Source organism: Metallococcus carri (genome assembly GCF_011440275.1).
Taxonomy (GTDB): Bacteria; Actinomycetota; Actinomycetes; order Actinomycetales; family Dermatophilaceae; genus Metallococcus; species Metallococcus carri.
In genome coordinates, this window is the sequence record NZ_JAAOIV010000001.1 from 459,911 (window position 1) to 472,808 (window position 12,898).

Sequence of the window (12,898 nt, forward strand, 5' to 3'; positions counted from 1 at the left end):
CCGCTCAAGAAGCCTGCTGCAGCTGGTCGATGAAGGTGAGCACGTCGCCCACGGTCTCGATCGAGCGCAGGCCGGGGGCGTCGAAGTTGAGCTCGGTGTCGAGTTCGTCCTCCACCCGCAGCGCGAGCTCGGAGAAGTCCAGCGAGCGGAAGCCGATCTCGGACAGCTGCGCATCGTCGTTGGCGGGCAGTTCCTTGCCCTGCGCGGCGAGCACTTCGCCCATCATCTCGCGCACCTGATCGCGGCTCAGCGTGGTCATCGATCCTCCGTCGTCGTCCGGCATTTCGCTCCGCGTCAGTGTAGGGGCGAAGCGCGCCGATCCCACATTCGTCGCGGGACTACGCTGGCGGGCGTTCCAGTCCCCGACCCTCGGAGGCCCTCGTGTTGCGCCCGGCGACCGACCAGGACAAGGAAATCGTGCGCGTCTGGCGCAACCACCCGGACGTGCGCGCGGTGTCCCTCACGCGGGATGAGATCAGCCCACAGCAGCACGAGAACTACTGGAAGTCGTTGCGCGGCAACGAATCTCGCAAGGTGTTCATCTACGAGCGGGACGGCCGACCGGCCGGAGTCGTCACCTTCTTCGACATCGATCCGAGCGCGAAGCGGGCGATGTGGGGCTACTACCTCGACAACGACGGGCTGACCCGCACCGGCGAGTTGCTGCCTGCGTGGATCGAGATCCAGCGCCAGGCGGTGCGGTATGCCGACGACGAGCTCGGCCTGGACGTGCTTGAGGGCGAGGTGCTGGACGCCAACGCAGCGGTCCGGCGGATGAACAAGCGCAACGGTTTCGAAGAGGTCGCCACCGACCAGCGGGAGATCGACGGCGAGACGGTCACCGTCCACACCATCCGCCGCACGCGCCCGGACCGGTGAGTGACGCTTCGCGAGGCACTAGCGACGCTTCGCGAGGAACTAGCGACCTTTCGCGAGGAACTAGCGACGCTTCGCGAGGAACTAGTGACCTTTCGCGAGGAACTAGTGGCGCTTCGCGAGGATTTACTGACGGTTCGCGAGGAACTACTGACGCTTCGCGATGAACTAGTGACGGTTCGCGAGGAACTAGTGACGTTTCGCGAGGATTTACTGACGGTTCGCGAGGACGGTGAGAGCGGCCTGAACGCGCGCCTCCGTCTGGTCGCGGACATGGCCGAACCACTCGTAGGCCGGGTCACCGCGCAGCGCCAGCATCGCCACACCGGCCGGCACGGGGGTGCTGGCGAGACTCACCGCCACCCCGCGACCTGACTCCACCAGTCGCATCGGCGCGGCGGTGGAATCAGCCCGCAGCGGCGCAATGGTCGGAGCCGGACCGATCAGCTCACGCACCCGCGCCACCCAGGACGGCGCGAAATCGTCCCGTGGCAGATAGTGCGGCAGGTCCACCGCGGCCAGGTCGACCGGCTCGGCGATCCCGGCCGAAGCCGGGACCGCGAGCGCCAGCGCCTCGCGCACCAACTCCACCCGCCGCAGCCCGCGCCCTTGGTCCAGCCGCCCGGCGAGCGCGAGGTCGACCGCGTGCGAGCGCAGCGCGTCCGCCTGGGCGGGCTCGGCCAGGCGGACCACCTCGATCGAGGGTACCGCGTCGGACAGGGCGTCGATCGCCCGCGCCGGCACGGCGAGCGAATCGTCGACGACCGCGATGCGCAGCGGCAGATCGCCCGTGGTGGCGGCCACCGCGAGCGCTCCCTCGCGCAGCGACCCCAACGCGGCCCGAGCGTGCGGCAGGAAGGCACGGCCGGCCGCCGTGAGCGTCATACCGTGTGGTTCACGGACGAACAGGTCGGCGCCGACGGCTCGCTCCAGGCGCCGAATCCGGGCCGACAGGGCCGGCTGGGAGACGAACAGAGCGCGCGCCGCAGCGGCCGTCGTGCCGGTCTCGTGCACGGTGACGAAGGTGCGCAGGACGTCGCTGTCGAACTCCATGACCTGTCGGTATTCGTGCGGCGGATAGGCTGATCGGCGATGTCCCTTGGACAAACCCCCGCCGTGCGAAGAAGGCTACCCGTATGACGCAATCACCCATCCGCATCGGCCGGCACGACATCGGCGCCGACCACGAGCCGTACATCATCGCCGAGATGAGCGGCAACCACGACGGTTCGCTGGACAAGGCGCTCGACATCGTCCGGATGGTGGCCGACTCCGGCGCGCAGGCGATCAAGCTGCAGACCTACAAGCCCGAGACCATCACCATCCAGTCCGACGCGCCCGACTTCCGGCTGTCGGAGGGGCACGAGCTGTGGGGCGGGCGCACCCTGTGGGATCTCTACGAGGAGGCGCACACCCCCTGGGAGTGGCACGAGCCGATCTTCGACCTCGCCCGCGAGCTCGGCCTGGACGCCTTCTCCTCGCCCTTCGACCCGACCGCGATCGATCTGCTGGAAAGCCTGGACGTCCCGGCCTACAAGATCGCCAGCTCCGAGATCGTCGACCTGCCGCTGATCCGGCTCGCAGCGAGCAAGGGCAAGCCGATCATCATCTCGACCGGCATGGCGTCGGTCGGTGAGATCTTCGCCGCCGTGCAGGCGGCCCGCGAGGTCGGCAACGAGCAGATCGTCGTGCTCGCCTGCACCGCCAACTACCCGGCCGACCCGAGCGAGAGCAACCTGCGCGGCATCCCGGTCATGGGCGACACCTTCGGCACCCTGATCGGCTACTCCGACCACACCATCGGCATCGGCGCGCCGATCGCGGCGGTTGCTCTCGGTGCGTGTGTCGTCGAGAAGCATGTCACCCTCGCCCGCGAGGGCGGCGGCGTCGACGCGGCCTTCTCCTCCGAGCCCGACGAGCTGAAAGCCCTTGTCTCCCAATCGAAAATCGCCTGGCAGTGCCTCGGCCAGCCGCGCATCGGAGCCCGCCAGCAGGAGAAGGAAGGGCTGCGTTTCCGCCGCTCGCTCTATGTCGTGCAGGACGTCAAGGCCGGGGAGCCCGTCACCGCCGACAATGTGCGCTCGATCCGCCCGGCCAACGGCCTCGCGCCCGATGAGTTCGCGCGCGTCGAAGGACGCACGTTCAGCAAGGACACCCCCAAGGGCACCCCGCTGTCCTGGGACCTGATCTGAGCCGTATGCCGCTGCTGTCGGTCGTCGTCCCCTTCTACAACGTCGAGGCCTATCTCGAGCAGTGCCTGGTCTCCCTGCGCGATCAATTGCTGCAGGACATCGAGGTGGTCCTCGTCGACGACGGCTCCCCCGACGGCTCGCTGGCGATCGCCGAGCGGTTCGTCGCGGCCGACCCCCGCTTCCGGCTGGTCCGGCAGGACAACGCGGGCCTCGGCCCGGCCCGCAACACCGGCGTCGCCCACGCCACCGGCCGCTATCTCGCGTTCGTCGACAGCGACGACGTCGTGCCGCCGCGGGCCTACACCGCGCTCGTCGGCACCCTCGAGCAGACCGGCTCCGACCTCGCGGGCGGCAATGCCTACCGCTTCAGCGCGGACCGCGGTGTCTACCAGTCCTGGACGCACGCCGACCCCTTCGCCGAGACCGTGCTGCGCACCACGCTGGACCGGACCGTGATCCTCACCAAGGACCGGATGGCGTGGAACAAGGTCTACCGGCGCAGCTTCTGGGACGAGCACGGGCTGGCGTTTCCCGCGATCAAATACGAGGACTACCCGGTCACCCTGCGCGCCTATCTCGAGGCGAGCAGCGTCGACGTGCTCGCCGACCACGTCTACTTCTGGCGCGATCGCGAGTCCGGCGACTCGATCACCCAGCAGGTCGCTGACCTCGGCAACGCTCGCGAGCGCTTCGAGTCGGCCCGCATGGTGCTCGACGTGCTCGCCCATCACGACGCGAATTCCGCTGTGCGACAAGCGGTTCAGGGCTATTTCGTGCACGTGGATCTCGTCTCGCTGTGCCTGGCGATGGTCGCCGTGCCACCCGCCGACCGTCCGGCCGTCGAGGGTATGGCGGTCGAGCTCGCCCGGTTGCTCCCCGCCTCGGCCGGCGCGGACGCCACGCACATCGCCCGACTGCTGCACCGCAGCCTGCTCGCCGGTGACCTGCCGCTGGCGCGCAGCCTGGCCCGCTGGCGGCTCGGTGGCGGCGGCCGTGCGCTGGCGACCGAGTTCGCCCGCCGACCTCGCCCCGCTGCCCTGCCGTTGCTCGCCGGCGCCGTGGTGCGCTCCGGGCTGCGTCAGAACCCCCTGGGGTCGCGCCTCCTGCGGGCAACGCTGCAGGACGCCCGCTGGGACGGCGACCGGTTGCTCCTGACCGTGCGCGCACGCATCCGCGGCAGCTTCGCCGGGCGGGTCCGCGCGAGCGCCTCGGCCGGCGGGTTGCCGGTGACGGTTGAGGCGGTGCGCCCAGCCGGCCACGCCGTGCTGGTCGACCTCACGGTGGGCGGCCTGGACCACCTCGAGGCCCCCGCTGCCCTGCACCTGACGCTGCGCGCCGGACCGCTGCGGTGGGCCGGCCCGGTGACCTTCGACGCACAGGCGAGCACACCCGGCATACATCGGGTCGGAGACCACTGGGTCGACCTGGTCGAGGGCGAGGACGGGCTGCAGCTCACCCGGGTCGCGGACCCGGTCGTCGTGCGAGCGAGCGCCGAGGGCTCCCGGTTCACCCTGCGCCCCGCCACCGGTTCCGGTATGCCGGCCGTGGTCCAGCGACCCGCGCCCACCCCCGACCTGCCCCTCGACCTGGACGGCACGACCGAGGCCACCACGCTGGTCGCCGGTGACCCGCCCGACGACCCGGTGACCGGCAGCTCCCAGCGGCCGGTGCTGCTCGCCGACGGACGCCCGGTGCGGCTGACCGGTGCCCCGGCGACCGTCCGCGCCGGAGCCGACGAGCTGAGCCTCACTCGGGACACCGCCGGAGGATTGGTGCTGCGACGGGCCCGCCGCCTGCGCGACGCGGGGACCCCGGCTGGCTAGGCTGGGGCACCGTTCCGCGCCCCCGTCACCGAGGACCCCTTCCCCATGAGAGCCCGCCCCTTGCTGTCGGTCGTCGTGCCGTTCTACGGGGTGCAGGATTACATCGGTGACTGTCTGAACTCCATTGCGGCGCAGACCTATCAGGACATCGACGTGGTGATGGTCGACGACGGTTCGCCGGACGGCAGCCGGGCGGTCGCCGAAGAATGGGCGGCGCGGGACTCCCGTTTTCGGATCATCACCCAGGACAACGCCGGCCTCGGTCCGGCCCGCAACACCGGCGTGCGGCATACCGACGGCGTCTACCTCACCTTCGTCGACTCCGACGACCTGGTGACCCGGCACGGCTTCGACCGGATGGTGTCGGCCCTGGAGACCACCGGATCCTCCTTCGCCGGCGGCAACGCGCGCCGGTTCAACAACAGCGGCGGCGTCAAGCCCTCCTGGGCCCATCAGCTGCCCTTCCAGCGCACGCGATATGTCACCCACGTGCTCGAGCAGCCGGTGCTCGCCCGCGACCGGATGGTCTGGAACAAGGTCTATCGGCGCAGCTTCTGGGATGAGTTCGGCTATGAGTTCCCCGCGATCCGCTACGAGGACTACCCGGTCACCCTGCGCGCGCATCTCGAGGCATCGACGGTGGACATGCTGGCCGAGCCGGTCTACTACTGGCGCGAGCGCGAGTCCGGCGACTCGATCACCCAGCAGGTCTTCCGCTACGACAACCTGCTCGACCGGGTCACCTCGGCGGGCATGGTGATCGATCTGGTCGCCGGCGCCCCCGCCGATGTGCGGCTGCGCACCCACGTGATGCTCGCCGAGACCGACTTCGTAGCGATCGTGCAGGCCTTCGCCGATGTGCCCGAGTCGGAGGTCGACCGCTTCCTCGACCTCGGCCACGATTTCGTCGGCCGGCTGAGTTTCGATGCGCTCGAGAAGCGCACACGCTACGACCGGCTGCAGTATCACGCGATGATGCACCGCGATGTGGAGTTGCTGCGCGAGCTGGCGGTCTTCCGGCGTGAGGGCGGTCTGCGCGGCGGCGCCCGCGCGGTGAAGGTCCGGCCGCGGTCGCGACGCTATGAATACCGCTATCCCGGCCACGACCGCAGGTATCTGCCGCGCGATGTCTTCCTCACCCCGACAACGGACATGAACCTGCGCACGGCGGTCAACCACATCGCCTGGACTGACGCCGGTCTGGTGGTGCGGGGCACCGCCGAGGTGCGCCACATCCGGTCCGGCCCGGACTCCACGATCACCGTGCGCGCCGTGTCCACCAAGGTGCGAGAACTGTTGCCGCTCAAGCGTTTTGACGACATCGACTCGCATGGCCAGCTGTCCGCGGTGGGCTTCGAGTTCGTCATACCGCGGGACAAGCTGCGGGCCTGGGGGGACGAGGACGCGCCCGTGCGGTTCGACATACAGATCGCCAGCAAGGGCATCCGTCGCAACGGTCTGCTGCGCGGGCTGCGCGCCGGCAGCGCCACCTGGCAACCCGGCTCCTTCCTCGGCGACGACTGGTGGGCCCAGCCCTCCCCCTTCCGCGACGGCAGCCTGTCCGTGCGCTTCGTCGAACGCCCCTGGGAGCTGCGGTCGGCCACGGTCGAGGGGACGGATCTGGTGATCACCGCGCGGCTGCCGCGCCCGCTGCAGGTCGCCCGGGTGGTGCTGTCCGGCAGCCGATGGGCCGAGCCGCTGAACTTCCCCGCGGAGTGCGAGATCCGCGGTCGGCATACGGTGTTGACCGCGCGCCTGTCGTTGCGGGAGATCCAGGAAAACACCGCCGACGACGACCCCTTCCTGCAGACCTCACACCGCACGGTGCGCGTGAAGGCGGCAGGCGAGCTGCACTCGCTGCTGTGGACCGGCGACCCGCAGACGGTCGCGGCCAAGATCGACGATCACCAGTTCCGGCTCACCCGCACCCAGGGCAATTTCACCGTGCTGACCGAGTCGGCGGTCCGGCTCACCGCGGACGCGGTCGAGCTGGTCGGCACGGAAGGCACCGATGGCGCGCCCGGCGCCGCCACGATCATCGTGCGCGGGCGCGACTGGACCGGCACGGCCGACTGGCGGATCGCCTGGCGGCGCTATCTGCCCGGCACCGAGGACTTCGTCGAGAGCTCGGCCACGACGGTGGCCGAGGACGGCACCTGGCAGCTGCGCGTCCCGGCGGCCGACCTGCTCTCCCCCGGCGAACGCACCAGCGACATCGACCCGCTCGCGAGCATCGTCGACTGGGCCCTCTTCGCCACCTCCGACTCCCGGGACCTGTCGACCTCGGTGATCCCCGAGCCCTTCCTCGTGGCCGCCGCGCCCTGGGTCGTGATCGAGGGTGAACGCCGTGGCACGATCGCCCCACGTGCCGAGACCCTGCACGTCGACGTCCGCGAGAAGTCCCCGTCCTCAACCCCGAGGGTGAGCTGATGCACCACCACAACCACTACTACGGCCACAGCCACATCCTGGCGAGGTATGCCGGCCTCGACGACCGGCACCCGCCGCGGCTGCGCGGCTACCTACAGCACGGCTGGAATGTCGCCGACGGGTACAACCCGACGCACGAGTTCTTCGACGGCGCGGTGCGCTATGTGTGGAGCCCCCGGATCGCCGAGCGCGGCTACGCCCTCGGCCGGCGCAATTACACCGTGGTGGGCGCGCCCTGGCTCTACCTGCAGCGCCTCGAACCGGAGCTGGGGTTCCTGGAGGACCCGGAGACCAACCGCAAGCCGGTCGAGCGCGAGGGCACCTTGTGGTTCCTCTTCCACGGCTGGGAGGGCGGCAAGATCGAAGGCGACCACAAGCGCCTGATCGATGAGATCCGCGAGACCGAGGACGGCCCGGTCACCTTCTCGCTCTACTACACCGAATACGACCGCCCCGAGATCCGCAATGCCTATCTCGACGCCGGTTTCGAGGTCATCTCCTTCGGCCGCCGCGGGTTCTCCTATCTCGGCACCGACACCGAATTCCTCTACAAGCAGCTCACCGCGATGCGCCGTCACAAGCGCGTCGCCGGCAACCGGCTGGCCACCGCCATCCTGTATGGCGCCGCCGCCGGCTGCGAGATCGCCGTCTACGGCGACCCGATGATGATGGAAGGCGAAGACCCGCGGTTCGGCGGATACGCCCGGGTGCAGCGTCTGTGGCCCGACCTGATCGGCAAGGACATCGACCAGCGGGTCGCCCAGCAGATCACCCGGGAAGAGCTCGGGGCACGCTACCTGCTGACGCCGGCCGAAGTGCGCCGCACGATGTTCGATGGGAGCAACGAATGACCGACCAACCGACCTACGAGCTCGTGCGCGGAGAGATGCGGCCGTGGACCGACTACGAGGGTGAGAACTTCCCCGCCGGCGGCCCCGTGCTGACCTCGGTGCTCGCCGACCTGGCCTCCTCGGTCACCGGTCGGGTGCTCGTGGCCGGACCCACGAGTGCCGACACGGTGCGCGCAGTGGCCGGCGAAGGCCGCTCGGTCGACCTGCTCGTGCGCGGCGCCGACGACGCCGAGCGTCTCGGCGCGGAGCTGACCGGCGTGCGGGTGATCGCCGGAGCGTTGGACGGCCTCGTCGCCGACAACCCCCAGCCCTACGACCTGGTGATCGCGGTCGCGGGAGTGGACCGGCTGACGTCATACGACGCTCAGCGGGTGTCCTTCGCAGACCAGCTGCAGATGCTCGCCGGGTTGACCACCGACGGCGGTGTGCTGGCGGTGGCGCACGAGTTCGACACCGCGCCGGCGTCGGTGCTCGACGCCCGGCCGGAGGACCAGCGCCACGGTGACAACGACTGGCGGCCGGTCGACACGGACACGACGCGGCCGGTCGACCATGCCGGCTTCGTCGCCGCGGTGCGCGCCGTCCGGGCCGGAGAGGTCGATGACCTACTGCTCTTCGGCCCGCCCGCCGCGCCGCGAGCCGCGGTCAACTCCCGGGTCACGCGGGAGGCGGAGAATCTCACCGACCTGCTCGTCGCCGCTGCGGGTGCGACGCACCGGCCGCTGCTGGCCGCGCCGGACGAGCAGGTGACCCGCCTCGTGCGCGTCGGCCGGGTGGCCGATGCCGCGGACGCGGCGCTGCTCATCGTCGGTGGCCGGGTGGCGGGCGATGTCATCACGGCGGCCGGAGACCGGGCGCTGACCGCGACCCTCGCCGCCACCGGTGAGCCCGGCTGGACCTCGATCCGCACCAGCGAACCGGTCGCCTGGCCGGACGCCCGGTTCGCGCCGGGTGGTTCTCGCGACACCGCCCAGCCGTCGGAGACGGGGCGCTATGTGCCGGCACCCGCCGCGAGCGAGCCTTCGCCGCTGGTGACAGTCGAACCGTCGCTCGCGCCATCTCGGGTCGCGCTGTCGCCGACCCTGCACCAACTGCTGAGGTATGCCGCGGCCACCGACGACGTGCCGGAGTTCCGCCGCCTCGCCGCCGAGTTCGGTGGCCTCGTCGAGACGGTCCCGGTGACCGAGCGGCGGGTGCTGACGACGACCACGACCGTGCTCGACGGCGGGTCGGTGCGGCCGGGTCTCGACATCCGCGCGTGGACGACGACGGTGAGTGTGGACGAGGCGCTGGCGGCGGCATTCTGGTTGTTGCAGGACGCCTTCGTGCGGGCCCGGGTGCGGCTGCCCTGGCCGCATCACGTGCGCGATGCCGCGCTGACCGCCACCTGGGTCGAGATGGCCGGCGGCACGGCCGATGACGCGAGCCTGGCCCGCGGTCGCGAGCTGGCCGATGCGCTGTCCCAGGCCGCGCCGGTCGTCACCACCGACCTGCGTGCCGCCCTCGCCGACGCCGACGCCGCGCGCCGCGAACTCGGCGAGGCCCAGGGTCACATTGCCGGGTTGGAGCGCACGATCGGCTTCCGCGACAAGCAGTTGCGCACCCGCGAGGACGTCATCCGCAACCTGCGCAAGTCACCGGGTGCCGGGCTGGCCGCCAGCAAGTCGACCGGCACGTCGGTGGCCAAGCTGGTCAAGCGCACCTCCGAAGTGCGCAGCTTTGGTGAGCTCACCGCGGGGGTGAACCGGGTGGTGAAGCGCCGTCAGCGGCAAAAGCAGATGCGCAGCAAGGCCTGACGCATTCGCCTTCGCCGAGCTGCGCACTCTCACCAACCCAGGGGCGCGCCTTCGCCGTACCGACCGTGGGGCCCACCGTCAGCACCAGTGGCACCAAATCTGGCCGCAGCGCCTGACACCCACCGACCATGACGCCCGTCGTCAGCACCACCGGCACGGAACCGGCCGCATCCCCTGACACCCACCGACCATGACGCCCGTCGTCAGCACCACCGGCACGAAACCGGCCGCATCCCCTGACACCCGCCGACCATGACGCCCGTCGTCAGCACCACCGGCACGAAACCCGCCTCATCCCCTGACAACGGTCGGTGCATAGCCGTGCTGTCAGGCGTTCCGGGCGGTTCGATGGCTTCGCCGCGGGTCTCGCGGTTTCGAGGCGGTGCTCCCTTCGACACGGGCTCGTGCCTCGCCCTGCTCAGGACGGCGCGCAGGCTCGCACCTTCCTCAACCAGTGGCTTGGGGCCGCACGACCAACGGGCAGGCGGGAGGAAGGCGGCCCGCTCGAGGGATGCTCCGGCGGGCGCTGGGCGGCGGCGCCGCACGCGCCGAAGGCGCCCCTCCCGGTGGGGCGCATCCCGAAGCGGTGCCGCCGCCTCCCGCCACCCAGCACCGCGGCGAGGCATCGCAAGGGGCGGGGTGGTTTCGAGGCGGCCTCGTGCCTCGGCCTTCCTCAACCGGCGACGTGGTGGCCTTGCTCAACCAGCGATGGTGCTGCTCAGGCGCCCACGAAAGTGCGGACGAGGTCGATGACGCGGTCGACCTGGTCGTCGGTGAGGTCGGGGTACATCGGCAGGCTGATCTCGGCGTCCGAGTAGGCCTCGGCCACGGGGAACATCCCAGGCCGGTAACCCTGCTCGGCGAAGATCGGCTGCAGGTGCACCGGAATGTAGTTGACCTGCACCGCAATCTCGTTGGCGCGTAAGTGATCGAACAACGCCCGGCGTCGCCCGTCGAGGATCCGCAGCGGGTAGAGATGCCACATCGGCGAGGCGCCGGCTCGGTGGCCCGGCGTGCGCAGCACGTCGATGTCAGCGAAGCCCGCGTTGTAACGGTCGGTGATCTCCTGGCGTCGCGCCTTGAACGCCGGCAGCCGCTTCAGCTGACTCGAACCCAGCGCGGCCAGCACATCGGGGAGCCGGTAGTTCAGGCCCAGCGAGTTGACCTCGTAGTACCAGCCGCCGTGCTCCGCCATCTGCTCGGGCACCCGCTCATAACCAATCGACTTGAACAGCCGCGCCCGCTCGAGTAGGTCCGCGTCGCGCGCGACGACCGCGCCGCCCTCGGCGGTCGTGAGGTTCTTGGTCGGGAAGAAGCTGAACGTCGTGACATCGGCGAGCGACCCGACCGGCATACCGTCCAGGGTGCCCGCGATCGAGTGCGCGGCGTCTTCGAGCAACAGCGCACCGGCGTCGTGGGCGACCTTCGACAGCGCGGGTGCGTCGATCGGATGCCCGGCATAGTCGACGCCCGCCACCGCGCGGGTGCGCGAGGTGATCGCCGAGGCTGCCGCCTCAGGGTCGAGGTTGCCGGTGTCCTCGGACACATCGGCAAACACGATCTTGGCGCCGAACCACATCGCGCAGGTCGCCGTCGCGAAGAAGGTGAGCGGGGTCGTCACGATCTCGTCCCCGGGCTTCAACTGCATGGCGCCGTATGCCGTGTGCAGGGCGGCGGTGCCCGACGTCACTGACACGGATTGTCCGGAAAGCCCTGCGAGAGAAGCGATTTCGCGCTCGAAGGTGTCGACGGCCGGCCCGGTCGTGAGCCAGTCGCCCTGGAGCACCGAGACGACGGCGTCGATATCGGACCGGTCGATCGATTGCCGACCGTAGGGCAGCATCAGATGCCCGAGTCCAACAGCTCGCGGATGTCCTCGGCGGAGTACCACAGGTCGTTCTTGTCCGAGGCGCAGTGGAATCCAGCAGGCACCGGCACGGCGTCCTTCGGCGGCTCGTAACCCCAGGTGGCGAGCTCGGGCTGCAGCACGTAGTACTTGCCGTCCATGACGGTGACCGCGCGGCGGCCCTCCTCCTCGCTGATCATCTCCTCGTGCAGCTTCTCGCCGGGGCGCAGGCCGATGTCGTGCATCTTGGCACCGGGGGCGACCGCCTGGGCGAGGTCGGTGACCATGTGCGAGGGGATGTGCGGCACGACGAGTTCGCCGCCCTGCATCATCTCGAAGGTGTCGAGCACCATGTCGACGGCCTGCGGCAGCGTGATGAGGAAGCGGGTGCAGCGCAGGTCGGTGATCGGCAGCGACTCGCCCGCCTCGTGCAGCGCGCGGAACTTGGGGATGATCGAGCCGCGCGAGCCGGTGACGTTGCCGTAGCGCACCACGGCGAACCGGGTCGGGTATGCCGCGGCGTAGTGGTTGCCGAGGATGAACAGCTTGTCGGCGGTCAGCTTCGTCGCGCCATACAGGTTGATCGGGCTGGACGCCTTGTCGGTCGACAGGGCGACGACCTTCTGCACGCCCGAGTCGATCGAGGCCTCGATGACGTTCTGGCTGCCGAGCACGTTGGTCTTGACGAACTCGTGCGGGTTGTATTCGCCGGTGTCGACCTGCTTGAGGGCCGCGGCGTGGACGACATAGTCGATGCCGTGCATCGCGCGGCGCAGCCGGTCCAGGTCGCGCACGTCACCGATGAACCAGCGCAGCCGCGGGTCGTCCTTGAACAGCTGCCGGGTCTCCCACTGCTTGAGCTCGTCGCGCGAATACACGACGACGCGCTTGGGGCCGATCTCGTTCAGCAGCTTGGTGATGAACGCCTTGCCGAAGGACCCGGTACCACCGGTGACCAGGACGTTGGCCCCTTGCAGAATGCTCACGCGTATTGCTCCCGTGGAGTGGACGTTGACCGGACGGCTCCACCGGTTCAGTCCGGGCCGGAGCCACCGGAAAAGGCTAACATCGAGCCGCCTTGACC

Annotated in this window: 10 protein-coding genes; 6 read left to right on the forward strand and 4 right to left on the reverse strand. The window is 70.0% G+C overall.

Annotation, left to right across the window (positions count from 1 at the left end; translation table 11 throughout):
• Positions 1–4: 4 nt before the first annotated feature.
• Entirely contained in the window at positions 5–259 is a 255-nt protein-coding gene (locus tag G9U51_RS02235; RefSeq protein WP_166192404.1) for an acyl carrier protein, read from the reverse strand.
• 122 nt (positions 260–381) lie between these two features.
• On the opposite strand from G9U51_RS02235, the gene pseH reads away from it, so the two are divergent.
• Complete coding sequence (gene pseH, locus G9U51_RS02240) at positions 382–879, forward strand: UDP-4-amino-4,6-dideoxy-N-acetyl-beta-L-altrosamine N-acetyltransferase (protein WP_166192407.1); 498 nt, start codon at positions 382–384, stop codon at positions 877–879.
• 207 nt (positions 880–1,086) lie between these two features.
• Here pseH and G9U51_RS02245 read toward each other — a convergent pair whose 3' ends face one another.
• Positions 1,087–1,929: a LysR family transcriptional regulator gene (locus tag G9U51_RS02245; RefSeq protein ID WP_166192410.1), complete on the reverse strand. Its 843-nt coding sequence runs from the start codon at positions 1,927–1,929 to the stop codon at positions 1,087–1,089.
• Between the two features lie 83 nt (positions 1,930–2,012).
• Here G9U51_RS02245 and pseI point away from each other — a divergent pair, with 83 nt between their 5' ends.
• The 5 genes from pseI to G9U51_RS02270 are packed head-to-tail and all read left to right on the forward strand — an operon-like array spanning position 2,013 to position 9,968.
• Positions 2,013–3,068 carry a pseudaminic acid synthase gene (gene pseI, locus G9U51_RS02250; protein ID WP_166192413.1) on the forward strand — a complete coding sequence of 352 codons (1,056 nt, stop codon included), beginning with the start codon at positions 2,013–2,015 and terminating at the stop codon, positions 3,066–3,068.
• A 5-nt stretch (positions 3,069–3,073) separates the two neighbouring features.
• The gene (locus G9U51_RS02255; RefSeq protein WP_166192416.1) at positions 3,074–4,891 is read left to right on the forward strand and encodes a glycosyltransferase; all 1,818 of its coding nucleotides are present in this window, start codon (positions 3,074–3,076) and stop codon (positions 4,889–4,891) included.
• Between the two features lie 45 nt (positions 4,892–4,936).
• Positions 4,937–7,321, forward strand: coding sequence for a glycosyltransferase family 2 protein (locus tag G9U51_RS02260; protein WP_166192420.1), 2,385 nt, complete (start codon positions 4,937–4,939; stop codon positions 7,319–7,321).
• Complete coding sequence (locus G9U51_RS02265; protein ID WP_166192423.1) at positions 7,321–8,172, forward strand: hypothetical protein; 852 nt, start codon at positions 7,321–7,323, stop codon at positions 8,170–8,172. The genes G9U51_RS02260 and G9U51_RS02265 overlap by 1 nt, the downstream gene beginning before the upstream one ends.
• The gene (locus G9U51_RS02270; RefSeq protein ID WP_166192426.1) at positions 8,169–9,968 is read left to right on the forward strand and encodes a hypothetical protein; all 1,800 of its coding nucleotides are present in this window, start codon (positions 8,169–8,171) and stop codon (positions 9,966–9,968) included. The genes G9U51_RS02265 and G9U51_RS02270 overlap by 4 nt, the downstream gene beginning before the upstream one ends.
• A gap of 718 nt (positions 9,969–10,686) precedes the next feature.
• Here G9U51_RS02270 and G9U51_RS02275 read toward each other — a convergent pair.
• A complete protein-coding gene (locus G9U51_RS02275) occupies positions 10,687–11,811 on the reverse strand; it encodes a DegT/DnrJ/EryC1/StrS family aminotransferase (RefSeq protein WP_166192429.1) in 1,125 nt (374 codons plus the stop codon).
• A complete protein-coding gene (gene pseB / locus G9U51_RS02280) occupies positions 11,811–12,800 on the reverse strand; it encodes a UDP-N-acetylglucosamine 4,6-dehydratase (inverting) (RefSeq protein ID WP_166192432.1) in 990 nt (329 codons plus the stop codon). The genes G9U51_RS02275 and pseB overlap by 1 nt, the downstream gene beginning before the upstream one ends.
• Positions 12,801–12,898 lie beyond the last annotated feature (98 nt).

Excerpts from the sequence above, each read along its gene's own strand:
- G9U51_RS02235 (WP_166192404.1), bottom strand. The coding sequence starts at position 259 with ATGACCACGCTGAGCCGCGATCAGGTGCGCGAGATGATGGGCGAAGTG.
- G9U51_RS02245 (WP_166192410.1), bottom strand. The coding sequence starts at position 1,929 with ATGGAGTTCGACAGCGACGTCCTGCGCACCTTCGTCACCGTGCACGAG.
- pseI (WP_166192413.1), top strand. The coding sequence starts at position 2,013 with ATGACGCAATCACCCATCCGCATCGGCCGGCACGACATCGGCGCCGAC.
- G9U51_RS02255 (WP_166192416.1), top strand. The coding sequence starts at position 3,074 with ATGCCGCTGCTGTCGGTCGTCGTCCCCTTCTACAACGTCGAGGCCTAT.
- G9U51_RS02260 (WP_166192420.1), top strand. The coding sequence starts at position 4,937 with ATGAGAGCCCGCCCCTTGCTGTCGGTCGTCGTGCCGTTCTACGGGGTG.
- G9U51_RS02265 (WP_166192423.1), top strand. The coding sequence starts at position 7,321 with ATGCACCACCACAACCACTACTACGGCCACAGCCACATCCTGGCGAGG.
- G9U51_RS02270 (WP_166192426.1), top strand. The coding sequence starts at position 8,169 with ATGACCGACCAACCGACCTACGAGCTCGTGCGCGGAGAGATGCGGCCG.
- G9U51_RS02275 (WP_166192429.1), bottom strand. The coding sequence starts at position 11,811 with ATGCTGCCCTACGGTCGGCAATCGATCGACCGGTCCGATATCGACGCC.